The organism is Bacillus thuringiensis (genome assembly GCF_001595725.1).
Taxonomy (GTDB): domain Bacteria; phylum Bacillota; class Bacilli; order Bacillales; family Bacillaceae_G; genus Bacillus_A; species Bacillus_A thuringiensis_K.
On sequence record NZ_CP014282.1, the window covers coordinates 2,869,005 to 2,895,213 of the forward strand.

The window sequence follows — 26,209 nt, forward strand, 5'->3', positions numbered from 1 at the left end:
ACACCTTATTTCCTTTTCCATACCAAAACCTACATATGTTTTATTAGTTCCCAATTCTCATAAAGCTAACAATAGTTACTTTCTCTTTCTTTAATTAAATATTGATATGTATCATTTATCTTATAAAAAAGATTTAACATCCTTTTCATTAATTACTTATTTAACAATAAATCCTCAATTAAAAGAAATAAAAATTTATTGTTAAACAATAAATTTCATGTTAAATTAATAAGATATTAAATAAATGAGGTGCTTTTTATGAAACAAGGATCCACACTCTTTTTAAAGACCGTTGTAATTCTGATCGGAATCCCCGTTCTTGCTATGTGCATTTTTTTAGTCCCTAAAATAGGAAATTTTGCCGCAGAATTATATCCAGATATTGCATATATTAAATATCTTGTATTTATCAATTTATACGCAACAGCAATACCTTATTACTTCGCACTGTACCAAACATTTAAGCTTTTAAACTATATTGATAAAAATAACGCATTCTCAGAGCTATCTGTTCAAGCTTTAAAAAATATTAAGTACAGCGCATTGGCAATTAGTGTATTATATGTATTAGGTATGCCACTTTTCTATCTCGTGGCAGAGAGAGATGACGCCCCTGGCATTATTATTATCGGAATGATTATGATTTTTGCTTCAATGGTAATCGCGGTCTTTGCTGCCGTTCTCCAAAGACTATTAAAAGATGCTATAGATATAAAATCAGAAAATGATTTAACGGTCTGAGGTGAATAATATGGCAATTATTATTAATATTGATGTAATGTTAGCAAAAAGAAAAATGAGTGTAACAGAACTTTCGGAGAAGGTTGGAATTACAATGGCTAACCTTTCTATCTTGAAAAATGGAAAAGCAAAAGCAGTCCGTTTTTCAACTTTAGAAGCAATATGTAAAGCATTAGAATGCCAACCCGGGGATATTTTAGAATATCAACCTGAAGATACCGAATAAAAAGAGTCCTTCATACTAAAATGTACCCTATAGAATAGACACTTGAAAAAAGTCTATTCTATAGGGTATTTCTTGTATAATAAAAGGAAAATCGGGATCGGAGAATGTTGAAAATGACAAAAAAACTATTTACAGAAAGAGAAATTCAAATTCTATCAAATAACCTATACGTAAAATCTGTAAGTCAGAAAGGTATCACTTATACAGAGGAATTTAAGCATATTTTTATTGATGAAAATGAAAAAGGAAAGCTACCTCGAAATATTTTTGAAGAATGTGGTTTTGATATAGATATGATTGGAATGAAACGAGTTATGTCATCGGGAAGTAGATGGCGTGCTGCTTATAGAAAAAATGGTGTATTGGGTTTAAGGGATACACGTATCGAAAACGCTGGAAGAACTCTTGAGAGAGAGCTTACGTTAGAAGAAAAGTATGCCCGTTTAGAAGCCGAACGAAACTTACTAAAGGCGGAAAACGAATTGCTAAAAAAAATCAAACTTATGGAAGGGAGGATGAGAAGGAAATAATACTACCACCTAGTCAGAAATTCATCTTGATTCGTTCTGTCATCATGAAATACAACTTAAGGAATATGGTCAGTCATTTGTGTAAAGTAGCTGGTGTATCCCGTTCGGGATACTATAATTACTTTCAGTTTCATCTCAAGAACAACGGAAACAAAAGAGTGATCGGGATGAAATCTTGAAGGAAATCATATTAAAAGCACTTCGATTTAGAAATAGAAAGAAGGGGGCTCGTCAGATAAAGATGACATTGGCGGGTCAGTTTCAAGTTGTCTACAATTTAAAGCGTATCCGTAGAATTATGAAGAAATACGAGATTATTTGTCCGGTTCGCAAAGCGAATCCTTATAAAAGAATGCTTAAAGCTACAAAAGAACATCGAATAGTACCGAATCAATTAAATCGGGAATTTAAACAAAATACCCCAGGGAAAACACTTCTTACAGATATCACCTATTTAGTTTATGGTAAGAATCAAAGGCCTATTTATCTACAATTTTAGACGGCTCAACTAATGAATTTTAGCTTACCATGTTTCAGAACAGATGACATTAGAGCTCGTAACGACAACTCTCCATAAACTAAAAAGGAATCCGCGGATTCGATTGACTGAAGGTGCTTATATTCATTCAGATCAAGGATCCCACTACACAAGCCCTACCTATCAAAAGCTAGTCAAAAAGCTAAATCTTGGACATCCATGTCAAGAAGAGGAAACTGTTGGGATAACGCCCACAAGAATCGTTTTTTGGTCATCTGAAAGATGAAGCTCATATAAAACCTTGCGCGTCCTTTAATGAATTGAAACAAGAGATTAAGAAATATATGACGTATTATAATCATTATAGATATCAATGGAATTTAAAAAAGATGACTCCTGTTGGATACAGAAATCATCTTCTTGATGTTGCCTAACTTTTTTCAAAATGTCCTTTACAAAGGGTACAGATTATACGAGAAGGACTCTTTTTATTACACATTACGGCGCAAAACTAATTTGACCAGTAAACAATAGGATAATTGCTATGATCCAAAATATAAAAAATGATGAGGACAGTATTAATGAAAGAATAGCAATTCCCTTCTTCTCTGTTCTTTTCGTCATTGTGATTATTGAAAGCATGATACCTACACCTGTCAGGGCAATTGTAATATAATCTCCAACTATATTACCTGCATTGGCTATCCTTGTTGGCGTTATAAAAACGAATAGAAAACACAAAATGCCGATGAGTAAAGATATATAGCTTATTATACTGTACTTCTTTGTAGGAACTATTTCAGTTTTCATACTAACCCCACCCCTTCTATATAGCTATGAGTTCATATTAACATGAATAACCATAATTTGGTTAAAACATAAAAAAGCTAAAGTGGACGCTATCACTTTATCCTTCAGTTTATTTCTATCTAACAATTAACCTGGCTACTTCTTTAATAAAGATGGACGGACATTCTTTAACTCCTAGCAATTTTTATATACAGAAAATAAAATGAAATAGTTCTAAAAAATAAAGAAAACTCTCTATCACTCACTACCTTAAAAAACTCCGAGTAATGTGATAAAGAATAATCCGCTACATCACAATTACCTTGAAACATACATGTTGAAATACCTAATTCTTTTGCAGGTAATAAATCTAATTCTCTATCTCCAATAGCTAAATCAATATTGTATTTTTTATGCAGATGATTATAAGCTAAAGAGTTCGGCTTTCGAGGAAAGCCATCGTCAATTGTAACCATATCTACGAAGTATTTTTCCCAGCCGTAATATTTTAAAATGGCCATAACCCTTTTCCTATGTTTATGGGTCATAATCACATTTTTATCTGCAAATTTCAAAACCTCTTCGACACCTGCAAAAGGTTTCATATCTTTTGGCGTGAATTTTCCCTTCAAAACTTTAATCTTTTCTTCCTGCTCGCATGAAATATTATAATACTGAATTGCATGAGAGTATGATATTTTTAAGTTTTTGTATATTTCTTGTTTTTCTACTGAATCACCTAATATTTCAGAAAGCATCATTGTATATGCAGGGTACGTATCAAATAACGTCCCATCAAAATCCCATAAAATATTCATTCTATTCACCTTCTATTTTCAAATCATTGGATGACTAAATCCGCCCTATCCTTCGGCAATTCCATTTCTAAGTAATAATCCTCTGCTTTCCAATACCTATTTTCAAACTTTGAAAGGTTTTTCTGCGTTTTTTCACTCTCACGTAGAAACCTTGTCTCTCTTGGACAGTCCAAATAGACCATATAATGAAAGAAATCTCTCCATTCTTTTCGCTGCAAAAAAACTCCTTCAATAACAATTACGCCTACAATAGGAATCTGTACTTTTTTCATTTCACATGAGTCTGTTTCCTCTTGATAAAAAGGCAAAGTCAGTTTTGTCTCATGTTGTAACTTCTGAAAAAACTTCTGCCTCAAGTATGGAATATCCCACTGTAAACAATAATACTCATACCATTCTTCATATCCTGTATGATAGCGTTTATTACGCTCCACTATGTGATCATCAATATGAAAAATATGAAACGGGATGCCCTCTTGTTTCATATTTTCTTTTAAATTTGCTACGAATGTTGTTTTTCCAGATCGACTTAAACCATCTATCCCTAAAATAAAGCGGTTTTCTTTATGCTTCTTCATAACATTTATAAGCTCATTTGTACTCATTACTTCTTCCACTCTTCTTTTAATAAAGAATATAAAATGGTATCATGAGCGACACCATTTTGAATCATATGTTTTCGAAGTAATCCTTCTTCTTGAAATCCTGCTTTTATTAATAATTGTTGTGAAGCTTTATTTTCTACATATACAACCGCTGCGATTCTTATTAGTTGCAGTATTTCAAATCCGTAAGCTAAAATTGCTTGTAATGCTTCAGATGCATACCCCTGTCCCCAATATGTATCATCTAATTCATAACCAATTTCAGCTCGTCTATGATGATTGTTAATTAAATGAAATCCACACGTCCCAATTAATTGGCCCGTCCCTTTTTTCTCGATTCCCCAGCGAAATACACTTCCTTCTTCATAACGATTTTTAAACGTTTGAATCGTTGTTTTCGCTTGCTCAATATTTTCGAAAGAATCCATTCCGAAATAACGTATAACTGATTCTTTCGAAAAATATTCGAACATCATTTCTGCATCTAATAGTGTAAGTTCTCTTAATCGTAAACGTTCTGTTTCTAGTTTCGGAAATCCCATCTCTCTTTCTCCCTCTATTCTAATGAACTACAAATTTCAATATAATTTCCATCTGGATCAGCAATGTAGGCAATTGTTTGTCCCCACGGTTTCACAATTGGCTCCACTAAAATTTTAATACCTTGCTCTCTAAATTGCTCAATCGTTTCTTGTACATTCTCAACAACGAATCCTAATTCGAAATGAGAAGACTGTAATTCACCTTCTGTAAGCGGTAGTCCTGTTAATTCTTTCACATCTTGCCGCGCATTCATCGCTAAAATGGTAGTTCCAGTATTAAATTCAATATATGTACCGTGCTCTGCTTTTATAGGTAACTGTAAAATATCTTTATAGAATTTTAAACATTCCTCAAACTTTTCTACATATAAAATGATGTACTTCATTTTCAAATCCATTTTACATCCCCCTTTGTATCTATCCCTAAAATTTCGACAAAAGTCTCACAAAAACCTTGTTCCTTGTAGTAATGAGCAAAAAAAATGAGGCCGATTTCTCGGCCCCCCAGCTTATTGGCATAAAACAGGAGATTTGGTTTGGACATAACCAGTTCGTACTTTTATTATATTTTATTTTTTCTGAATTTTAAATACATTAAACACCTATTTATATTGAGAAAGTTTTTTGCTTGCATAAAATTAAAGATTTTAAGAAATGATACAAATGGAGGTGTATACATATGGAACCAATGCTATGTCCAAGTTGTAAAACGAACCGTACCCGCTTTAATATTCTTGAGCAACAAGTAAAACCAGTCAAATTAAATCCACAAACTGGTCAAGTAGAAGAAGAATACACAAATGAAACGATGAATGCTTTTCATATGGCCTATCAAGGACCTACTTATCGCGTCCAATGCGCTGTATGTGGGCTTGTTGAAAACCCAGAACAATTTATTAAACCTGCTCAAAATCAGTCTTTCTAATAAAAACATGATTATCCCTTATAGAAATAGATTTTTCTATAAGGGATTTTTCCGTGTAATAACTTAATTAAAAATGTATTTCTTCCTTATTATATGTTAAACTTCGCACTCTTTTGGAAATGTTTACATAAGCGAGGTAAAACAAATAATAAAAAAATAACGCTTCCATCAATATTTCTACTATTAACTTGTCATATAGTCATCTTTTACTTTTGGATCTTCGATTGGAGGAAAATCTCGACTTCTTACGGTTTAGCTATATGGATACTTTCTACTGTTTGTGGTCTTTTACTTTATTTCCTTTATAAAAATCAAAAATCTAATAAATTGATATTAATTGCTCGTTCGTTATTATTAATTATTTCTTCTTCATTTATGATTTTTTTAGGTGTTGTTACTGGTATTCATCTTTCTAACTAGTTCTATGCCTTAAATATATAATGTTTTATTATATAAAAAATAGTTAACAAAATAGAATTACATAGAAATTAAAAAAGATAATGATGTCATTGTTATTGTCTTCTTCTAGGGTCTAATCTTTATTATAATATTTCACTTTTCAATTTCTTGATTTTCCAAAAAATCCTCATGAAAAAATAAGCATACATACAACCTACAAGCCCTGTCATAACTTTCGCCCAAATTGGCACCCTTGATTCTGTTGAACTTAAAAATACGCTATACATTGAGGGTAATATAGTTATTGAAATCAATGCGAAAAATTGTAATAATTCCTTCATTTTTTGCACCTTCGTGTCCTTCTCTGAATATATGTCAGGTAACTCAATTCCCTTCTCTACTTCCTTACAAAAATAATTCCATCTTGTAAAACTTGTGACACGTTTCCAACCAGACATTTCATATATTTCAAAGTACTCCTGTTGTTTTTCTTTTGAATCTCTATAAACCAATCTAAAATCCGCTTTATATACTACATCTTTTGGTTCTGTTTTCTTAAACGTATACAACAAATTATATCTTTGTAACGCCCAACCTTTTTGATGCATTTTCCGTAAAAAACTTCTTCTTTTTCTAAACTCCATGCCATGAAAAATTTAAATACCTTCTTTGTCTCCATCTATCATTCACTCCCCTAATATACTATTTCCATTCCTTACAGATCTCTGCAATCTGTTATATTCTAGCTCTAACACTTCTCTCCCAAACGACGTTAACTCATAGCACTTCTTTCTATCTGTAGAGGCAACTTCAACAATTAATTTTTCTTTAAGTAATTTCGTCGTATTCCCGTATAAAGTACCAGGACCGAGCTTTACTTCCCCATTTGTCATCTCTTCTACCATTTGCATAATTCCATATCCGTGCATTGGTTTCACTAGTGATAACAGTATGTAATATGTCCCCTCAGTTAACGGAATATATTTTTGCGCCTTCGCATTCATTATAACTACCTCCGATACATCGCCTTATGATATATCGACTTACGATACATCGTATATCGATATTATATAATCATATTCCAAAATATTCAAGATTAATTTAATAATTAAATATCCATTTCTTTGAATTAAAAAACCATACAAATTTTCTGAATAATTTGTTAAAATATAGAAATATTAGCTCTTTTATAATGAAAGGAATGGTACATATGATAAATAAATTGAAAGAAAACATCGGATCTGTGTTTGTTGGGAAAGAAAATGTTATTGATCTACTGCTCGTTTCACTTCTTGCTGATGGACATGTACTACTCGAAGACGTGCCTGGTACTGGGAAGACGTTACTGGCGAAAACCATTTCCAAAAGTATTGGTGGTAGTTTTTCTCGCGTTCAATTCACCCCTGATGTACTTCCAAGTGATGTAACAGGTATTGAATACTTCAACCCAAAAACAAGCGAATTCGAATTAAGAATTGGACCAGTTATGACAAACATTTTGCTAGCAGATGAAATTAACCGTGCAATGCCGAGAACGCAGTCGAGTTTGTTAGAAGCGATGGAAGAACAACAAGTGACGCTTGAGAAGCAGTCAACTCCTCTGCCGAAACCGTTCTTTGTTATTGCGACGCAAAACCCAATTGAATCACAAGGGACTTTCCCTCTTCCAGATGCACAGCTTGATCGCTTTTTAATGACGATTTCAATTGGTTATCCAACTCCTAAAGATGAGTTACAAATGATGCGACGTTTTCGGAACGATTTACCATTAGAAAGTGTCACATCTGTCATCTCATTAGAAGATATTTTAGAATCTCAAAAACGAGTAAAAGAAATATTTGTTTCGGAACCGTTAGAACATTACATTATTAAACTTGCTCATGCTACAAGAAATCATGATTATATCGCTAACGGTGTAAGCCCACGTGCCACATTAGCTTTAGTACGTGCTGTTCAAGCTTTAGCCTTTTTACATGGGAGAGAATATTGCACACCAGAAGATATACAATTGTTAGTTCCTTTTGTTTGGAATCACCGTATCGTCTTATCAATGGAAGGTGCATTACGTACGACAAAAAATGATATTATGCAAAGTATTTTAAAAGAAGTTGATGTACCCGTGGAGATTGAGCAAGCATGAATGGACAGCGCGTTGTAACTGTACCTTTATTTTTTCAACTTCATATTATTCAACTAACCGTTCCAATCGCGTTACTTTTCACATTCTTTTTCCCGCAACGAATGCTTATGTTTCTCTTTTTCTTCTATTATATATTTGCGATTTTTATTTATAAATATGTCGCTTTCATAGAGAAGAAGTTTCAAATCATAAATGAGAAACAAACTACACGGCTTTTTCCTGAGGAATCTGGACAGTTTTTTATTCATTTAAAAAATGGAGCCAGCATACCGCTCGTTAATGGTGTTTGTTACTTTCATTTAAATTCGTCCCTTATACCGCATAAAGAGCAAGGCATTGAACAAATATCAAAAACGTTATTCTCTTTCCCATTTTCACAACCTGCACATTCGGCACAAAAATGGGATTTAACATTAACCGCTACGAAGCGTGGGGTGTTTCAAATTGAACAGTTTGAATGTGTATTAAAAGATCCATTTCATCTATTAACTGTACATTTACCTGTTTTTGATAAATTAAGGACTGAAATTATTGTGTATCCTTCTCCTAAAGAAGTAGCAGGTTTGCAAGAACTTCAGCAACTTTTAATCGGATCCTATCAAACGAATTTTTCTTTTTACAATGACGAAACATCTATTATAGGTGTAAAACGCTATGAACGTGAATCATTCCGTTCTATTCATTGGAAGGCATCTGCTAAAATGCAGGAATTACAAGCGAAGCAATATGAACCTGTAAAAAATTATAGTTGGACGATTTGTCTTTCTTTAGCTGCCGATCGTGGATTTGGTTGGAAAGATAATGTTGAAGATTTAATTTCATTCGCAACATACATTTGCCAATATGCAACGAAGCATCACATACCGTTTGAATTATTTATTAGTGTATTAGCAGAAGGTGGTGCATTACATTTATCGTTACATGAAGGGCAAACGCAATATGCAAAAGCTTTAGAAGAATTAGCCCGTATTTCAGATGATAGTACGTTACTTCCGAAACAAGGATTCCTTCATTATGTAACGAGAAAGAGAGAACGATCGTCTACAATGATATACATTGGTTTACAAAGAAATGAACTCCCTCTTCTCTCGCAGCCAACGTTTCTCACTACTAGTGAAGGGATGGTGGAATCGGTTGAAAACTTGGCTATATCACATTCATGATTTCATTCTGCTCCTCCTGCTTTCATTATTAACAGAAAGAGATGAACTAATTAGTATTGCAATATTTTTAACAACAGGCTATATTGGAGTATTTCTTATTCATAAATTTATGCAGAAAAAAACAACAGGATTTGTAATACTTTTAGTTCTTCAAATCGTTCTTTTCTCTTTATTTTTACCTTTTTCTCTTTTTGGCACAATCATATTACCACTATTTTTCTTTATCGTACATGTGGTCGGACCTGGATATCCAGTTCAAAAATCTTTAGGTGGTATTGTATGGTTTGTCGTTTCAGTTATATTTTATGCACCCTTTCCACCGTTGTGGAAACTATTAATGTTAGCCTTGCATCTTATGATTACATTTTGGTTAACCGGGGCAAATCGCAAACAACAACTATTACGTTTTGCTTCTATCATTACGATTGGCTTAATGAGTATATTAATTGTTCAAATATTTCCTTTCATTCGACTTATTTTTGGTTTTATAACGGAAGTAGTCGCATTAGGCGTCGGCTATGCTTTAATGCCATTAATTAAAGCAGCGGAATTAAAAGATACTGAAGATGTTTGGGCAAATAAAGGACATCTCTTAAAACCAAAAATTGAAGACGGAAAAAAAATTCCTGATTTTGATCCAATACTCATAAATAGCGCTACAATAATAGTCTGTACAGCTATCGCTATTTACGTCGTTTGGAAAATAGTAAAAAAACGAAAACATTTAAGTTTACCAAATATGCACGTCTTCGAATCTACTATCATTACTGATAAAGAAGGAATGAGCCAAAATCGTTTTAAACGAAATAAACCGCCACATAACGAAATTCGGAAGGAAATTTTTAAGCTAGAGAGTAAGTTAACCTCTCCTTTAAATAGAAAACGGGGAGAAACTGTTGAAACTTGGCTAGAAAGAATAAACGATGAAGAAGATGTAAATATTCAAAGTGATATTATTATAGATGCTTATAATACTGTGCGGTATTCAAATGGTGCAAACACTGTACTTCTACATGAATTTAAGAAAGAGATTCATAAGCTTTATGCATATCAAAAAAATTTGAAGAAACGAAAGAAATAACGTAACAAAAAGACTCCTATATTCATAGGAGTCTTTTTATACTTCTACGTTGCTTTTTAAATGGAAGCATTCTTCCCTGCTTCAATTTCTAATGACTCTTCATGCCACCAAAGTGTTTCTTCAGGATCTTCTTTAGCAATCTGGTGTGCTTCTTTTTTCGTTTCTACTGTAGGATATGAACCTTTTAGCGCACGCCCTGAAGTCGTAACGAATAGTACACTAAATACAACTAATCCAATAATACTTACACCTGCTAAATAAAATGCCGGTGCGAGCGGGTTACCAGTTGCATGAACTAAGTATGAACATACAAGCGGTGTTGTTCCACCGAATATCGATACAGAAATATTAAATGAGATCGAAAGTGCTCGATAACGTACATCAGTGAAAAAGAGTGATGGTAATAATGAAGGTAATGTTCCTTCATATACACTTAAGAAGAAACCTAATACGAAAATACCTGCAAATATAGCTGCAATATGTCCGTTACCTATTAGTAAAAATGCTGGAATTGCAAATACAGTTAAACCAAGTAAACCAATTTGCACAACGCGTTTATTACCAATTTTATCACTTAATTTACCGAAATATAGTGCTAGTGGAATCATAAGTGCCATCGTAATAGAAATAATTAATAAGCCTGTTGTTTCTTCGACTTTAAGTACTTGAGTTAGATAAGAAGGAATATACGAAAGAATCATATAATTCGTAATATTAAAGAAGGCGACAATTACTGTGCTTAATAAGAAGTCTTTTTTGTGATACTTAATAATGTCCATAAATGAAAATTGTTCATTGTCTTCAGATTCCTCTTGTGCTTTTTCCATCTCTTCAAAGATTGGAGATTCATCTAGATGACGGCGTAAGTATAAACCGACCAAACCAATTGGTGCAGCTACTAAGAACGGAATACGCCATCCCCAGCTGAGCATTTGCTCATCTGTTAACAATAACGTCAAAATGGTAACAATTACCGATGCAGCAATGTAACCTGAGAGTGTTCCAATTTCAAGACCACTACCGAGTATACCACGCTTTTTATCTGGAGAAGATTCTGCGATATAAACCATTGCTCCTGAATATTCGCCGCCTGTAGAGAAGCCTTGAATCATTCGGGCAACTAAAAGTAGTATTGGTGCCCATACACCAATTTGTTCATAGGTTGGTAGTAATGCGATGAATAATGTAGAAAGTGCCATTAAAATAATAGTAGTACTTAACACGATTTTTCGGCCGTACTTATCTCCTATTCTACCAAAGAATACACCTCCGATTGGTCGAACGAGAAAGGCTGCTGCAAATGTACCGAATGTAAGTACAAGTTGCAATCCACTATTATCAACACCTGAGAAGAATAATTGACTTAAAATTACCGCTAAATACGCGTATAATCCGAAGTCAAACCACTCCATTGCGTTCCCTATACCAGTAGCAATTACTGCTTTCCTGGCTTGTTTAGGATTGACAATATTAACGTCTTGAGGTTCAAAATTTAAATCATTATTTTGTTGCATATAATAAAACAGCTCCTTTTTTAATTTAACTTCTTTAAGCACACCTTCTCTTATTGAATAAAATTAATTCGAAGCACTTAAGGGAAATCAACGTCTCCTTGTCTGTTATTATTATTTCACATAATTAATTATTTGTCCAATTAAATGCTCTTTTTGTATAAATTTACACCCTATTTAACTTTTTATAAAATGAAGTTTAGGCTATATAATATATACCTTTACACTATAAATGAACCTTTCATTTATTTATATTTATAACGTTTCTATAATTGCTTCCTCTAACTTAGAAATCAGTAACTTTTACTAAAGACTTGCATATATTTAAAAAGTGAACTCATTGGCTCGAATTCTGTTTTATTACATTCAACTATAATATTATTGTAGTTTTAAAGGAGGCTGTTTTATGTTGGAAATAATCCTTTTACTTGCTACTGTTTCTTTTCTCTTTATTATTTCTGGATTTTTCATTACCTTAAAACAATATAAAGAAATTAAAAATATAAAGACTATATTAACTACAAAAAAAGAAAATGAGAAAACTACATCCGAAAACTCAATCCCTATGCAATTAGACCTTAGCGTTCTCAATAATTTACTCGCTTCTGGAATAAATAAAGGTTCTAATTCAGGTAATGAAAATTCTAAATCTGATAAAACTAAATAGTCGTTACGTATATAATAAAATATACATCTCCTATTTTATCTAACCTTATTAATAACTACCTCTGATTAAAAAGGAGACTACTTATGTGTAAAAATCCGATTTCTATTATTATTCGTATACAGCATAACATAAGAGTTTTAACTGAAATTTTGAAAGCCTGTGAACAACTACAGCCTTTAGAAATCATCCTTACTATTAACGGATGTATCGATGATTCCATTGATATTGCACAATCTTACAATTGTAAAATTATCACGCTAGAAGAACCGACAGAATCAAATAATTGTTATGTAATTGGTGCCAAAAAAGCAAAGGGTAAGTACCTCTTATTTTTAGATGCAAATTACAATATCAACCCTTCCTTACTTAAACAATTTCTTCAACCATTACTAGATGAATCAGCTGACTTAGTATTAAACAATTTAGATGATTTTTTTTATCAAAAGCAAAAGCCAACTATAGAAATGATTTGGCAGCAAGTTACGAATCATTTTTTTCATCGTCCAGATTTACATGTTAACTCATTATTATTTCCTCCCTATGCAATAACAAAAGAAATTCTTGAAGCAATTACTCCAGAAAGTTTATTAAATCCGATATTAGCACAAATGAAAATTATTAAAAATAAATTTCGGATTAGCAATCATTTTAAAATTTCTATACCGCAAATTCCCTCCTTCCCCTCAAAACAACTCATTCGTTATCACCTAGAAGCAATTGAAAATTGGATAAATATATTACAAAATTCAAGAGGAAACTATACTGATAATAATCGAAGGCGAGATATTATTTTAGAACTTCAAAACGGCGAACAAAGAGCTATACCAAAAATAATTACAGGTAAAGAGTTTTATTCAAATACTTATGGAAATAAACAATTATCCATCATTATCCCTGTTCAAAATGAAGAAAAAACGATAGAATCTATCATTTTTGAGGTGCAGAAATTAAAACCTTTAGAAATCATCATTATTGTTAATGGATCAACAGATAAAACAGAGGAATTGGCGAAGAATTGCGGTGCAACAGTTATTACTTACAAAGAAGCACTCGGCATTGATACCGGACGTGCCGTTGGTGCATATTTTGCAAAAGGTGATATATTATTATTTATTGATGGTGATTTCTTAATTCCTAGTTCTGATTTATTACCATTTGTACAATCTGTTCAAAATGGAACCGATTTAGCTTTAAATAAATTAGAGGACTACTACATGTATCGTCTTCCTTATACTATCGTGACTGCATGTAAGTATGCTGTTAATTTAGCATGTAATCGAAAAGATTTAGGTATGGGATCCACAATTGCTGTCCCTCATGCTTTTAGTCGAAAATGCATTGATATAATTGGATTTGATTCACTTCTTTCACCAACCTTAAGTCAAGTTAAAACAATTTTAGCAGGCTTGCATATACAAAAAGCCCATTCTGTCGACGTTGACAAGATAAATCGAGTTCGACCCAAAAAACACTTCTCTGAGGAAGGCCACCTTTCATTAGCAACACAGCAAATCATTGGTGATCATATAGAGGCAATTTCTTACCTCCTCGAACAAAAAGGAGACACTGAATGCTCTTAATTGTATATCCTTACGAACAGATAATATATAAATTCAATTTAAATATATAGCAAAATAAAAAAGATGGTTTGTAACCATCTTTTTTATTTTTACATTAGTTCAAAAGAAAAGTAGAAAGTAGGCTTTTCATTTCTTGATTTTCTTAAGAAGTTTGAAAAGAGAGGCTTGTTAATGAAGATACAACACTTAAATCATCGTTTAGTGTAATTGAGAAACATGCAACTAATGGTAAAGTAATTACAATTGATCCACTAGGACTAATTACAATTGTAGGACTTGTCCCACATGCACCCCCACAATCCACTACAGCGTCAATTCCACTACCAGGGGTAATTGTAATTTTAAGACATACATCAAAACAAACATTATTCGTAGTACATGCCATAACTCTCCCTCCTTTCTCTTAACAATATATGCAGTTAGTTAAATTCGGACACGACTCTCTTACTAAATTTTATAAATTAGATGTTATTTTACTATTAGGTTCCAAGAAAATTAACGTTTTATTAAACTATCTAAATCAACTAAAAAACTCAAATCATCCTTTACTGAAATAGAAACACATGCAATAAACGGTATTACATTAAAATTAGATGAACATTCATCATTGCACCTTACGAATATTTCTGCCCCACCATTTGGATTGACTTTAGTTTCTAAACAAATATTAAAACAACTTTTATTGATGCAAGACAAGATATTTCCTCCTTTCTTATATCCAATATCAATTTATTCAGAAATAAAAATATTGTTACAACTTTATTCACTCTTTACTTTCCATACATAAAATAAAAAAGATAAAAGCTCCTTCATATATATAAAGAAGCCTTTACCTTTTGGTTACTTGTTCATTTATTATCAGTCAGTGAAACATGCTCTTCACTTGTACCTAAGCTAAAAATAATAAAAATTTTTGATTTCAGTTTCATTGCAATACTAAATATCGTTAAGTTGCATAAATGAAATGTTGAGGTTACTCATTCAATAGACAAATTTCCCTTTTAAAATAAATCTTTAAAACCCTTATTCTTCAATAAATACGAAAATCCTTCTAAATGATCCCCAGTAATTCTTAATACAGCTGGTGGATGTCCTATCGTGGCAAAATGCTCTTGTGGCCGAATACGATTAGGTTTCATTACATCTACAAAATGGACACATTCAACTTTATATCCTTCTAATATTGCCTTTACTTGCGCAACACACGCTGTGTGAAGTGTATCCCAGCCGATTCCCTCTAAACATTTTCTACTAATAGCATGGGGAACAGCAATTGTGGATCCCACTCCTAAATCTTTACGATTACAAGCAATATTCAACACATATTTATATAAATTTACAATATATAGAGGAAATCTAAGATTTAAATTTAAATCGTTTAAAGCCATATCAATCCCATTGGCAACAGCCTTTGTTAATGGGTGAAGATCTTTTGCTGGAATAGCAAAATCAGCATCAATAAAGAGAAGTATATCCCCTGTGGCTTCTTGTGCACCAATTGCCCGTCCTACATCGTGACCCAATGCTTCTTGATAAACAATTACTGTAGCTCCTAGTTGCTTAGCAATTGCTTCTGTTTGATCTGTTGATCCATTAATTACAACAATTATTTCTTTCGGTTCAATTTTTCTTGCCTCAAGAATAACTTCTTTAATCGTTGTTTCTTCATTTTGTGCTGGTATAATAATCGATAACTGTTTTCCATTATAAATAGAGGAATTCATTCCCCATCCTTTATGAAAAAGTGAATAATTCTTCTGTTTTTTTAGTTGCTCTATAATTTCTCTTTTTCTTCCTCCATCTGTATAGTTACCTCTACCATCTTTTCGTTGTAACCAACTCTCCAAAGCTTTTACGTTTTCTTTAATCTCACATACTTCTAATTTAGTTAATTCATTTTTATAGAAAGAGGTTTTGTTTGTGGGTATATTATTCAAGGAGGTGTTAGTGATAGCTGACGAGGATTGTAGTCGCCACCCTTTCTCAATAAAAGTTATTTGAGATAGAACGGGATTTTGCAAAGTGTCATATCCAATGTCCTCAATTGCTTTTTTTCTAATGGCATATGGCATAGATAACACCGAATCATATTTTAAATCCATGCGCCCCAATACATCGTTTACTATTTTTCTATACACCATAGCAATACTTGGCCATTCTACTCTCATCTTTTCAAAACATACGGAGTCTATGTTATTTAGGATTACATCCTGTTCCTTTTTTAGTAGCGGTTCTATAAATCGTTCTAATTCTACCGAAAAAATAACATCTTCTCCATTTAAAAATAAGACCACATCACCATTGGCGACTTTTGCCCCATGAACTGGTGCTTTCCATTTACTTTTCTCCTCAATCACAACAACGTTACTTTCAACAAATGTTGATATAGATTGTATCGCACTCATTCTATCATCAGATACAATAATAATTTCTAGTGGTTTTATATGCTGCACTTTATTTAAAATTTGATTCAATTTTGATTTATCTTCTCCTAAAACTATAACGACTGATAGGTCCACTTCTTTTTGTTCTTCTTTTACAGTCTGATTAGGTTTTACTTTTTTTATATATTCAATTGTTTCACTCTTACCTACAGCTGCATGCCCTGCTTTTTTATCAAAATATAAGTCAATTATAATTTGATTTACTTCCGTGTCTTTATCAAGTTGCTCTAATTCAGAAATAAATGGTAGCAAATGATTTTGCACATCAAATTCACACGCGAAATTTTGCAAAAAATAAATGTTCGGCACATATTTAATGTGATTAAAAAATTTCACAACATTAATTCTTTCACCAAATTTCTCCTCAACTTCTTCTCTTGATAAACCTGGATAAGATAAATCGAAAACTAAATTTACCGGTACAGGTATCCACTTTATTAAATTTGTTTGAGGATTATTAATGAAAGCTGTGGAACCTTTAACGAATCCAGCTAAAATTAAAGACATAAATCCTCCTCCAGAACTTCCATAAAACAAGACATTTTTTGAATCAACTTTTAACTTTATAAATAATATTTCTAGAATATTAGCTATATCTTGTAAATAAAATCTATTTAACTCTCCCTGTCCCCAACCTAAAGATAATTTTCCAAGATATAAAGTAGGATCATTATAATATATAACAGTATCTTCAAATTCATTCATCCAAGAATGTCGATGAAAAATAGGTGGACCAATTGGTTGTTCTTGAAACCCACCTGCTCCGGATCCAAAAACAATTGTGTTAGAAGCATTGGGCTTAATACGAATTAAAAATTCATACGTTACTTTATCCCAATTAACCTTGAGTATAAATGGCTCCGTAGTTTGAAAATCCATTTGCCATAATTGTTCATATGAAATGTTAATTATTTTATACTGGTCTAACAGTTTAATCACCCTTTCCATCCATTTCGAGTTGTTCTATCAAGTAAGAGAGAGCTTCAACATGATCACCAATTATTCTTAATACTGCTGGAGGATGTCCATTTTGACTTACATTTTCCTTTAAACGAATTCTATTCGGTTTTACAACATCAACATAATGAACACATTCTACCCTATATCCTTGTAATATAGCTTTTACTTGTGCAAGACTAGGGCATAGTAAAGTTTCCCACCCTATTGCATCTAAACATGATCTACTCATTGCATGTGGAATAGCTACTAATGATCCATTACTTAATTCTGGGCGATCATATGCTAAATTAAGCATATATTTTACAATATCAACAATATAAAAAGGCGGATTGAGCATTGGGTTCAAATCATTTAACGCTATGTCTATGCCATCTGAAACTGCTTTTGTAAAGTGATGTAAATCACTTCCTGAAACACTAAAATCACCATCAATAAATAAAAGAATATCTCCTGTAGCTTCAAGCGCTCCAATAGCACGTCCAACATTATGACCGAGTCGTTCGTTATATTTAATAATAGTAGCACCAAGTCTTTTAGCGATATTGGCCGTTTGATCTATCGAACCATTTACAACGACAATTATTTCTAGTGGTTCTATTTTTCTCGCCTCAAGTATTACTTGTTCTATAGTTTCCTCTTCATTTTGCACCGGTATAATGACAGAAAGTTGCTTCCCATCATAAATTGAAGAATGCATTCCCCACCCTTGATGATAGGAAGGGTATCGCTTACATTCACCTAGTTTTTGAACAATATCTCTTCTTTTTCCTGCATCAGTAAACCCTACTCTTTTTCCCTTTTTCTCTATCCATTTAGAAATACCGATTAAATATTTTCCCAATTTCTCCTTTTCATTTTCTGACAATTCTTTTTTAACTAAATACCCTTCCTCTTCTAACGTTTCATCTCTAGATAACGTTTTTATTGCATATTGATCGTTAATCCGCCATCCTTGATCCACTATGTTCATATGAGCTAGAACGATATTTTTCATATAATCAAAGCCGATATTTACTACTACTTCCTTCGCAAGTGCATATGGTAATGAAAGTATTGAATTGCTTTTTAAATCTGGTCGACTTAAAATTTCATTTAACATTTTTCTCCATACAATATCCATATTTGGACATTTACCAACTTCTACAAATTTATCTATTTTGTTTAATACTACATCAGCCTGATTTGTAACAACTGGTTCAATAAATTTCTTCATCTCATTTGTAGATATTGAAAAATTACTATCTACAAATAACAAAACATCTCCTTTTGCTGCCTTTACAGAAGCTTCATACCCCTCATAATACGTACTATATTTATCCATCAAAACAATATGGCATTTATTTTTCTTTGCTATTTCATACAAATTTCTTCTATCGTTAGGAACTAAAATTATAATTTCAAGAGGATTTAGCTTCCATATAGATTGAATTGACTCTTCTAATATTTGCTCTCTTTCACTATACAAAATAATAACCGTTAACGATTTCATTACACGCCCCCTTTACACATCATGTGACATAAAGTGAAACTTTAATCAGTGGGGGTTTTCTTCATCCCCCACTGATTATTAGCCCTCACCAATCGGACTTTAGTGGGCAGCCCGACCCCCACCTAAATTCTTTGCTTTCACTAAATTTTGAGGTGGGGTCTTACCGCCCATTAAAGCGGGATAAAATATTAAGTATTACCATTTCCTATGAATTTGCTACTTTATTAACATATTCAAAAGTGAATTATACTGTGTAAAAACAATCGTCTATTTTTGAAAATATAAGTTCTACACTCGTTCCCTTCCTCTTATCATTATTTGTTACAACTCTCACCATTTAAAAACAAAAAAAAGCCCTAATTTCTTTAGGACTGTTTTAAACTAATTTATTTACATTATTAATTTTATATACTATCTTTTTCCATGTTATACCTCTATCCGTTGTAGTAAATATTTCTTTTTTATTACACGCCCAACCTTTACGCCGATTAAAAAAATGTAAACAAAATACATTTTTCAACAATGGATTACTTGATACCTTTATCCATTTTGCTCCTTTTTTTATTATTTGATATACACTTCCATGTTCACTATTTATAACCCAGCCATAATAGGAACTAAAAAAAGAAACAGCCGCTTTACTAGTATTTATTGTTTTATTTGAAATATGCCACGAATTCCCCTTATCAAATGAGTAATTCATTAAAAATACATCATTATTCATTTTAGTTGGTATTACTAACAAGTTATTTTTATAGATTGCTTTATAAGCCATAGAAGTCTCATTATTACTTCCTTCAAGACTTGGAATATCTTTTATAGGCTGCCAATTTACCCCGCCATCTATTGTTTTAAATACCGCTGATGTTTCATATTGTTTGTGCAATGAAATAAATCCAACTAACTCGTTTATAAATGTTATTCCTGAAATACTATCACTAATACTTATATTTTTAATTACTTTCCATACTCTCCCTTTCGTTTTCATGTAGTATAAATTATGTTCAAATTTATTTGATGCAAGCTTTCTAGACAATACAATCCATATACTATCCATATTGGTGGCATGCAATTGTACTTGAATATCAGTCGATTTCTCCCACTCTTCTTCAATTGGTAATATAAACTCACTCCATCTTTCCCCTCTATTAACTGTATAAAATATAGCGGGCAATAAATCATCATTAGTTTTTGTTAAACCATATGCCCAAGAGCTTCGAGCATTTATTGGATATCCAAATAATATAATTGAATTTAGAGGATTAACAACTTCCCATTCTACTCCTCCGTTTCGAGTATATAAGATAGCTTGCTTTTTATTTGTATATTGAATACCAGCCCACCCAAATCTATCAGTTCGCATTTGTAAAGAAGTAAATTGAATATCATTATTTTTCAATATATCACCTCATTCTTATCATATATATATATTCGTATGCTATTATTTTCAAAACGTTCTATCATTAGTTGTTAGTACCACTCGTTTTATCTACTATCTTTACACATTTACTTTCTCTTTTCCTCACCAACCAAATATCAATAAATAATGTATCAAATCTAATAAAGTTCCTTTTATTTTTTCATTCTCATTTCATAACGACTGTATTTCACAAAATTCTACTATAAAAAATGCACCCCAATTGTAAAACTATTTCTAACAATTAGAGTGCACTTTATATAAAATATAGCTTTAATTTTTAAGCACTTACTACAGCAGCAACTTTATCTAAACAAATAATAAACTGATTAATAAATGCGTCAATTTCCTCTTTCGTAATAATATACGGCGGAAGTAATCGAATAATATTCCCTTGTGTTACATCGACTAACATTCCTTTATTCATTAGCTCAATCTGTAATTTCTTCACATTTTCATACGTATCATTCAGACTAATTCCAAACATCATGCCAGCATGACGTACTTCCTGAATATAATAAGAATTTTCTTTCTGAATTTCTTGTAATTTATCATTTAAATATAGTGACGTTTCATACGCTTCGTGCATTAAACCATCTTCAATCAATGTGTTTAATACCGTTAACCCTAAAGCCGTTCCCATTGATGAATGAGCAAATGTTGTTCCATGATCTCCAGGTGCAAATACATCACATAGCTTTTCACCTACAATAATTCCTCCTAGCGGTATCCCGCCTCCTGCACCTTTACCAATTTGAATAATGTCCGGTGTAATATTAAAATTTTGATAAGCAAATAGTTTTCCCGTTCTACCCATACCACTTTGAACTTCATCAACGACAAGAAGTACATTATATTTTTCACATAAATATTGAATACCATGTAAATATTCACTTGATAAAGGATAAATCCCCCCACTTCCTAAAACAGGCTCTAGCATAATCGCAATTGGGTTCTCTTTAATAATGGTCTCTTCTAATTGGTCTATATTTTCGCGCTCTACTTCATATACAGGAATAGATGTTTTAGGGAAATTTTGATATACCTTTTCTTGTCTCGTAAAATGTAGTGCCCCTAACGTCCTCCCGTGAAAACTATCTTTTAACACAACTACTCCATCACGTTCTTCATTCGCAATAGTTCTATATTTATCAATTAATTTTAATGTCGTTTCTGTCGCTTCCGTACCAGAGTTTGTAAAAAAGACTTTTCCGCTTTTTAAAGTACACGCTACTAATTTCTTTGCATACTCAATTGCAACTGGGTTTAAGAAATGAAACGGTAAATGCAACGATTTCGCAACTTGCTCCATTGTCGTTTGTACAATTTTAGGATGATTGTATCCTAATACATTTACTCCTACGCCAGAAAATAAATCTAAATACTCTTTACCATCTACATCATATAGATTACATCCTTCTCCTCTTTCCATTGCAACCTCTGTACGACAATATGTAGACACCATATATTCTTTATCTAATTGAAACCAATCCGACATGTTAAATTCCTCCTAGTTATTTTTCCTTTTTTAACGTTCATTCTCTATATAATCGTTTATAAATTAAGTTTTAAGATTGAAATTTTAATAGTGGTTTTCTTCCACATTTTTATTAAAACGTGTGCTTTCTCTTCCCGATATTCATTTTTCCATAATTTCTTCTATTTCAACAGGTCCACTACATATGTGTTTTTTTCATCTAGCGGTATGTTACTGCTTTGAACTTTGCATGTCATACATAATTGGGACTATAAAATCATATTTAGTAACAATCGACGAAAAAATTTGGAGGCTATATCGATGAATGAAAAACATGATAAATATAAAAAAGATTTATTAGATGAAGACTTTAATAAACATCGAGAACTTACTGAACCAGCTAAATTCCACTCTCAAACAGTTGGTTTACGTGGCCCCGTACTAGAACAAGATAGTGTACTGCATGAGTCATTACAACAATTTATTCATGAAAAAATTTTAGAAAGGCCTGTTCATGTAAAAGGATTTGGTGCGTTCGGTTATTTTCAAACGATATATTCGATGTCTGAACATACTAAATTAAGTTTTTTACAAAATTCTAATGAGAAAGTTCCTGTTATGGTTCGATTTTCGTTAGCTGTTAGTACGAAAGGAACACCGGATACTGCTAGAAATGTACGCGGTTTTTCTACAAAATTTTATTCAAAAGAAGGAATTTTTGACCTTTTATGTAATCACATTCCTGTTTTTTCTGTTCGTGATCCAATGCGTTTCCCTGAAACGATTCAAGCATTATTGCCTTCACCTAAAAATAACTTAATAGACCCGAATAGATTTTGGAGTTTTGTCGCTAAAGCACCTGAATCGATTCATTTTGTTGTCCGTTTATACTCTAATAATGGTACGGCCAAAAGTCTTCGCCACATTCCAGGACATAGTGTTAATACATATGTATGGAGAAATGCGGAAGGTAATCGAAAGTATGTAAAGTATCATTGGTACCCATTTGAAGGTGTACAGTACATTACTAGTAAAGAAGCAATTAAATTAGCTGCTGAAAATCCTGATTATAGCGGGAAAGATTTATATGATGCTATTAAAAATGGTAAACCAGTGGAGTATGGTTTATACGTCCAGCTCATGGATCCGAAAGATGAAGCGCACCTATCTTATGATCCTTTAGATGACACAAAAGTATGGGATGAACAGACGTATCCTCTCATACCAGTCGGGAAAATGGTATTAAATAAAAATCCTGAAAATTTTATGGAACAAGTAGAAAAAGTCGCATTCTCTCCTTCTAATTTACTGGATGGTGCAGAACTATCAGATGATAAAATGCTGCAAGGGCGCGCTAACATTTACAGTGATTCACAAAGAAGAAGAATTGGTCCAGAATTTCGCAAATTAACGATTAACCAGCAGCAAGATTGGACACCTGCTAATCAAATTACAACCGGTGAAGGAAGGTACGTTGAAGGTAAACTTGAAAGAACTTCTATAACGAAACAGGATGACTTTACGCAGGCTGGTGAATTTTATACGAAGTTACAGCCGATAGAAAAAGAACATCTCGCTGAAAACTTAGCTAGTGATTTAAAAGTTATATCCGATGATATCAGAAAGGTCGTTTTAGGGTATTTTCATAAAGTGTCTGCTGATTTAGCTGCAAAGATTGAGAGTGCGTTGCAAAAGATTTAAGCATATAAAAAACGTCATTTTAATGTTTAAAATAACGTTTTTTATAGAAAAATTACTAATAAAATTTATTGTCTCGTTTATAAATTATTAAAGATAGATTCTCCTGTAAGATTTTCGTTATTTCATTTTATATTATGATACTCATTTTCCTTTTTCATATAATCTTTTTCACATTGCAACGGCTTGAATTTCACTTTTTTCCCTTTCTTCTTTTTCGTTTTTATAACGAGCCATTCCCCTTTTTCAACGTCTAGTTTTAGGCGTTTCATTACATTGATATTATCTTTTTCTTTATAAAGTAAAAATGCTTCTTGCGCCCTCACAAATAGGCTGGGCTGTTCGCTAAATCCACCACTATCATAAATTTTAGTTAGCGAAGTATAATAAGAATCATTTTCCTTTCCACCATACATCAAATGAGCAGCCTCCAGATCTCTTTTACTTACTTCCCAAAAACTATGTTCATCAATATTTAAATTAAATGTGGATTTAATGTCCTGTATTATATTCTTCACATACTTTTCATCTCTAACTTTTCTTTCTTCGAGACAATCCGAAGATAACTCTGGTGCATCTGATTGGGAATGTACAACGTGTTGTATCGATACACACAGAATAAATACGCTTAAAATGTAAAATATTTTTTTCATATTTACATATCACCTCAAATGATTTAGATACTATATCATTTGAGGCTTACAATATTCTTATGCTAATAATAGGAAAGATCCTATAAAATAAAATTTTTATAGGATCTTTCCTTTTAATATTGCTTTATCAAATTCACGGGCGAGGCAACTACTTTACTACTTTTCACATCATATAATCCTATAGGTGTTACTCGTACAAAAGGCAAGTGCGTCGCAGAAAAGAATAAAATTGTAAATGCTGGATCATCATACGCGTAGCCACGCTCTTGTAGTAATTTCACCATCTGTTTCTCTTCCTGTATTAATTCTCTCATTTTTAAATTAGACATAATCCCGAGTAATGGTAATGCTATTTCGTGTAACACTTCATTGTTTTCTGCTATGACCATTCCACCACCGAGCTCTTTTACTCTACGAAAAGCTGTAAGCATATCTTCTTTTCTTTTTCCTATAAGAATGATGTCACCTGTACCAGAATAAGAGCTAGCAAGCCCACCTAGTTCTTTTGCAAAACCTTTCACAGCTGTATTCACTTGCCAACCGCCATCACGAGCAATCATCATAAGGAAACATTCATCATGATCTGTGGACAATTCATCACAGTCTATATTGATTTCACTAGTGTATGGTTTTGTAATAACGTTATTTAATAAGTGTATCCCCGTTTTATTAGAGAAAATCATATCCTCTTTTTCTATTGACCAATCTAGTGATAATGGAGTTACTTTATGTTTACTCCAGTCTATATGTAATGCCTCATGTGTATTTACACCGTCACGCTTCACCCATTTCCCCTTTGCAATTACACTTATTGGAACCGGGTTTTCTTTACTTTCCAAAATATTAATATTAGCAATTCTACCTGTCGCAATTGAACCATGTAGATGTTCCATATTGTAATAACGAGCGATATTATAGCTTGCCATATGATAAGCATCTATTATTGGCACTCCTTGTTTTATCGCGGTAGCTATCATTACATTTGTCATTCCATTTTCATAGAACGAAGGATGTGAACCGTCTGTCGTAAGAATAAATCTATCAAACTGCTTTACTCCTAATTCCAGCAATTCTTTCAGTAACACTTCTAAATCTGGACGGATTGAAGAATTTCTTAGGGAAACCGTGTAACCTTGCATAAGACGAGCAAAAGCTTCCTGTCCTGTCATCGCCTCATGATCACAATCTGTACCTAACAGTTTTAACTTTGCTAAAGTCGTTTCAGATGCTCCTGGAAAATGTCCTTCTACTTTTTCATGTAATCGTTTCGTTTCCTGCACCCAATGTAACATTTCATCATCGCCATGTAATAACTTTGGCCACGCTGTTAGCTCACCGCCTTGAAGAACTGCTTTATGCTTTAGCCACTCTATTATTTCTTCACGATTAAATAAAGATTCCCCGTTTTGCAATTCAGTCTGTCCATCAAAACGACACCACCAATACATACTTGCTGGAATCTTTTCAAATTCATCTAATAAACAAAATGCTTCTTCACGTTGTAATGTGAAAAATAAAGTTAAATTATCATTAATAAAAGTAGTCGTCCCAAATTGCATCGCATAATTCGCTAACGTTTCTGGATTATATAATTGATACGGATGTGCATGCGGTTCTATGTAACCGGGTACGACATACTTTCCTTCACAATCAATGACTTCGCATCCTTGTAGTTGCACTGGTAGTTTTTCTCCTACATAAATAATGCGATCATCATAGATCCAAATATGTGCTTGCATCCACTCGCGTATATAGGAATTTAAATAAGTTGCATTTTTCAATAAAATGTGTGGACTTCTTGTGCCGTCTATTACTTCAACATGTTCTCTTAATTGCTTGTTACTCCATCTAAACTGATTTTCTCCCAATGAATTTC

The 26,209-nt window shown here is 32.6% G+C and carries 24 protein-coding genes and 3 pseudogenes; 11 read left to right on the plus strand and 16 right to left on the minus strand.

Features of this window, described 5'->3' with window-relative positions; genetic code table 11:
* Positions 1–258: 258 nt before the first annotated feature.
* The 3 genes and pseudogenes from AXW78_RS14435 to AXW78_RS32370 all read left to right on the plus strand — a co-directional run bounded on the left by AXW78_RS14435 (position 259) and on the right by AXW78_RS32370 (position 2,409).
* Entirely contained in the window at positions 259–741 is a 483-nt protein-coding gene (locus tag AXW78_RS14435) for a DUF2975 domain-containing protein (protein ID WP_000809118.1), read from the plus strand.
* Positions 742–751: 10 nt separating this feature from the next.
* On the plus strand, positions 752–967 hold the full coding sequence (locus tag AXW78_RS14440) for a helix-turn-helix domain-containing protein (protein ID WP_000974619.1): 216 nt from the start codon (positions 752–754) through the stop codon (positions 965–967).
* Between the two features lie 104 nt (positions 968–1,071).
* Positions 1,072–2,409: pseudogene (locus AXW78_RS32370) on the plus strand (IS3 family transposase).
* Between the two features lie 64 nt (positions 2,410–2,473).
* Here the strand turns inward: AXW78_RS32370 and AXW78_RS14455 are convergent.
* From AXW78_RS14455 to AXW78_RS14475, 5 genes are all read right to left on the minus strand, one after another.
* Positions 2,474–2,785, minus strand: coding sequence for a hypothetical protein (locus tag AXW78_RS14455; protein ID WP_000845564.1), 312 nt, complete (start codon positions 2,783–2,785; stop codon positions 2,474–2,476).
* Between the two features lie 167 nt (positions 2,786–2,952).
* Complete coding sequence (locus AXW78_RS14460) at positions 2,953–3,582, minus strand: HAD-IA family hydrolase (RefSeq protein ID WP_061884305.1); 630 nt, start codon at positions 3,580–3,582, stop codon at positions 2,953–2,955.
* A gap of 23 nt (positions 3,583–3,605) precedes the next feature.
* Entirely contained in the window at positions 3,606–4,187 is a 582-nt protein-coding gene (locus AXW78_RS14465) for a kinase (RefSeq protein ID WP_000106105.1), read from the minus strand.
* The gene (locus AXW78_RS14470; protein WP_000506675.1) at positions 4,187–4,729 is read right to left on the minus strand and encodes a GNAT family N-acetyltransferase; all 543 of its coding nucleotides are present in this window, start codon (positions 4,727–4,729) and stop codon (positions 4,187–4,189) included. Before AXW78_RS14470 ends, AXW78_RS14465 begins: the two co-directional genes overlap by 1 nt.
* Positions 4,730–4,743: 14 nt before the next feature.
* Complete coding sequence (locus AXW78_RS14475; RefSeq protein ID WP_000364496.1) at positions 4,744–5,127, minus strand: glyoxalase/bleomycin resistance/dioxygenase family protein; 384 nt, start codon at positions 5,125–5,127, stop codon at positions 4,744–4,746.
* Between the two features lie 281 nt (positions 5,128–5,408).
* On the opposite strand from AXW78_RS14475, the gene AXW78_RS14480 reads away from it, so the two are divergent.
* The gene (locus tag AXW78_RS14480; RefSeq protein WP_000433609.1) at positions 5,409–5,654 is read left to right on the plus strand and encodes a hypothetical protein; all 246 of its coding nucleotides are present in this window, start codon (positions 5,409–5,411) and stop codon (positions 5,652–5,654) included.
* Positions 5,655–5,747: 93 nt separating this feature from the next.
* Positions 5,748–6,087, plus strand: a pseudogene (locus AXW78_RS35515) (hypothetical protein).
* A 109-nt stretch (positions 6,088–6,196) separates the two neighbouring features.
* On the opposite strand, the pseudogene AXW78_RS14485 reads toward AXW78_RS35515, so the two are convergent.
* Together AXW78_RS14485 and AXW78_RS14490 are read right to left on the minus strand one after the other, a co-directional pair.
* A pseudogene (locus tag AXW78_RS14485) lies at positions 6,197–6,732 on the minus strand (DUF2812 domain-containing protein).
* A gap of 7 nt (positions 6,733–6,739) precedes the next feature.
* Positions 6,740–7,057 (minus strand): PadR family transcriptional regulator, encoded by a 318-nt coding sequence (locus AXW78_RS14490; protein WP_000991895.1) that lies wholly within the window; start codon positions 7,055–7,057, stop codon positions 6,740–6,742.
* A gap of 206 nt (positions 7,058–7,263) precedes the next feature.
* On the opposite strand from AXW78_RS14490, the gene AXW78_RS14495 reads away from it, so the two are divergent.
* From AXW78_RS14495 to AXW78_RS14505, 3 genes are read left to right on the plus strand one after another with little or no spacing between them, the layout of a single operon-like run.
* Positions 7,264–8,193, plus strand: coding sequence for an AAA family ATPase (locus tag AXW78_RS14495; protein ID WP_061884306.1), 930 nt, complete (start codon positions 7,264–7,266; stop codon positions 8,191–8,193).
* Positions 8,190–9,356: a DUF58 domain-containing protein gene (locus tag AXW78_RS14500; protein ID WP_061884307.1), complete on the plus strand. Its 1,167-nt coding sequence runs from the start codon at positions 8,190–8,192 to the stop codon at positions 9,354–9,356. The genes AXW78_RS14495 and AXW78_RS14500 overlap by 4 nt, the downstream gene beginning before the upstream one ends.
* Positions 9,328–10,437 (plus strand): DUF4018 domain-containing protein, encoded by a 1,110-nt coding sequence (locus tag AXW78_RS14505; protein ID WP_000860494.1) that lies wholly within the window; start codon positions 9,328–9,330, stop codon positions 10,435–10,437. Before AXW78_RS14500 ends, AXW78_RS14505 begins: the two co-directional genes overlap by 29 nt.
* 56 nt (positions 10,438–10,493) lie before the next feature.
* On the opposite strand, the gene AXW78_RS14510 is transcribed toward AXW78_RS14505, so the two are convergent.
* The gene (locus AXW78_RS14510; protein WP_001186931.1) at positions 10,494–11,951 is read right to left on the minus strand and encodes an MFS transporter; all 1,458 of its coding nucleotides are present in this window, start codon (positions 11,949–11,951) and stop codon (positions 10,494–10,496) included.
* Positions 11,952–12,354: 403 nt separating this feature from the next.
* Between AXW78_RS14510 and AXW78_RS14515 the strand changes: the two genes are divergently transcribed.
* Both AXW78_RS14515 and AXW78_RS14520 read left to right on the plus strand, forming a co-directional pair.
* On the plus strand, positions 12,355–12,615 hold the full coding sequence (locus AXW78_RS14515) for a hypothetical protein (RefSeq protein WP_000889740.1): 261 nt from the start codon (positions 12,355–12,357) through the stop codon (positions 12,613–12,615).
* Positions 12,616–12,698: 83 nt separating this feature from the next.
* Positions 12,699–14,195: a glycosyltransferase family 2 protein gene (locus AXW78_RS14520; RefSeq protein WP_000335270.1), complete on the plus strand. Its 1,497-nt coding sequence runs from the start codon at positions 12,699–12,701 to the stop codon at positions 14,193–14,195.
* Between the two features lie 142 nt (positions 14,196–14,337).
* On the opposite strand, the gene AXW78_RS14525 is transcribed toward AXW78_RS14520, so the two are convergent.
* From AXW78_RS14525 to AXW78_RS14555, 6 genes are all read right to left on the minus strand, one after another.
* The gene (locus tag AXW78_RS14525) at positions 14,338–14,580 is read right to left on the minus strand and encodes a hypothetical protein (protein ID WP_000752466.1); all 243 of its coding nucleotides are present in this window, start codon (positions 14,578–14,580) and stop codon (positions 14,338–14,340) included.
* A gap of 110 nt (positions 14,581–14,690) precedes the next feature.
* Complete coding sequence (locus tag AXW78_RS34875; protein ID WP_001277651.1) at positions 14,691–14,891, minus strand: hypothetical protein; 201 nt, start codon at positions 14,889–14,891, stop codon at positions 14,691–14,693.
* A 305-nt stretch (positions 14,892–15,196) separates the two neighbouring features.
* Positions 15,197–17,518 carry a glycosyltransferase gene (locus tag AXW78_RS32380; protein ID WP_116777461.1) on the minus strand — a complete coding sequence of 774 codons (2,322 nt, stop codon included), beginning with the start codon at positions 17,516–17,518 and terminating at the stop codon, positions 15,197–15,199.
* 52 nt (positions 17,519–17,570) lie between these two features.
* Positions 17,571–19,088, minus strand: coding sequence for a glycosyltransferase family 2 protein (locus tag AXW78_RS14545; RefSeq protein ID WP_000839306.1), 1,518 nt, complete (start codon positions 19,086–19,088; stop codon positions 17,571–17,573).
* 376 nt (positions 19,089–19,464) lie between these two features.
* The gene (locus AXW78_RS14550; protein ID WP_000794259.1) at positions 19,465–20,487 is read right to left on the minus strand and encodes a hypothetical protein; all 1,023 of its coding nucleotides are present in this window, start codon (positions 20,485–20,487) and stop codon (positions 19,465–19,467) included.
* A 298-nt stretch (positions 20,488–20,785) separates the two neighbouring features.
* Complete coding sequence (locus tag AXW78_RS14555) at positions 20,786–22,003, minus strand: aspartate aminotransferase family protein (RefSeq protein WP_001286510.1); 1,218 nt, start codon at positions 22,001–22,003, stop codon at positions 20,786–20,788.
* Between the two features lie 300 nt (positions 22,004–22,303).
* Here AXW78_RS14555 and AXW78_RS14560 point away from each other — a divergent pair, with 300 nt between their 5' ends.
* Positions 22,304–23,683, plus strand: a complete 1,380-nt coding sequence (locus AXW78_RS14560; RefSeq protein WP_061884308.1) for a catalase — start codon at positions 22,304–22,306, stop codon at positions 23,681–23,683.
* Positions 23,684–23,805: 122 nt separating this feature from the next.
* Here AXW78_RS14560 and AXW78_RS14565 read toward each other — a convergent pair whose 3' ends face one another.
* Positions 23,806–24,333, minus strand: coding sequence for a hypothetical protein (locus AXW78_RS14565; protein WP_061884309.1), 528 nt, complete (start codon positions 24,331–24,333; stop codon positions 23,806–23,808).
* A gap of 113 nt (positions 24,334–24,446) precedes the next feature.
* Positions 24,447–26,201 (minus strand): adenine deaminase C-terminal domain-containing protein, encoded by a 1,755-nt coding sequence (locus AXW78_RS14570; RefSeq protein WP_061884310.1) that lies wholly within the window; start codon positions 26,199–26,201, stop codon positions 24,447–24,449.
* Positions 26,202–26,209 lie beyond the last annotated feature (8 nt).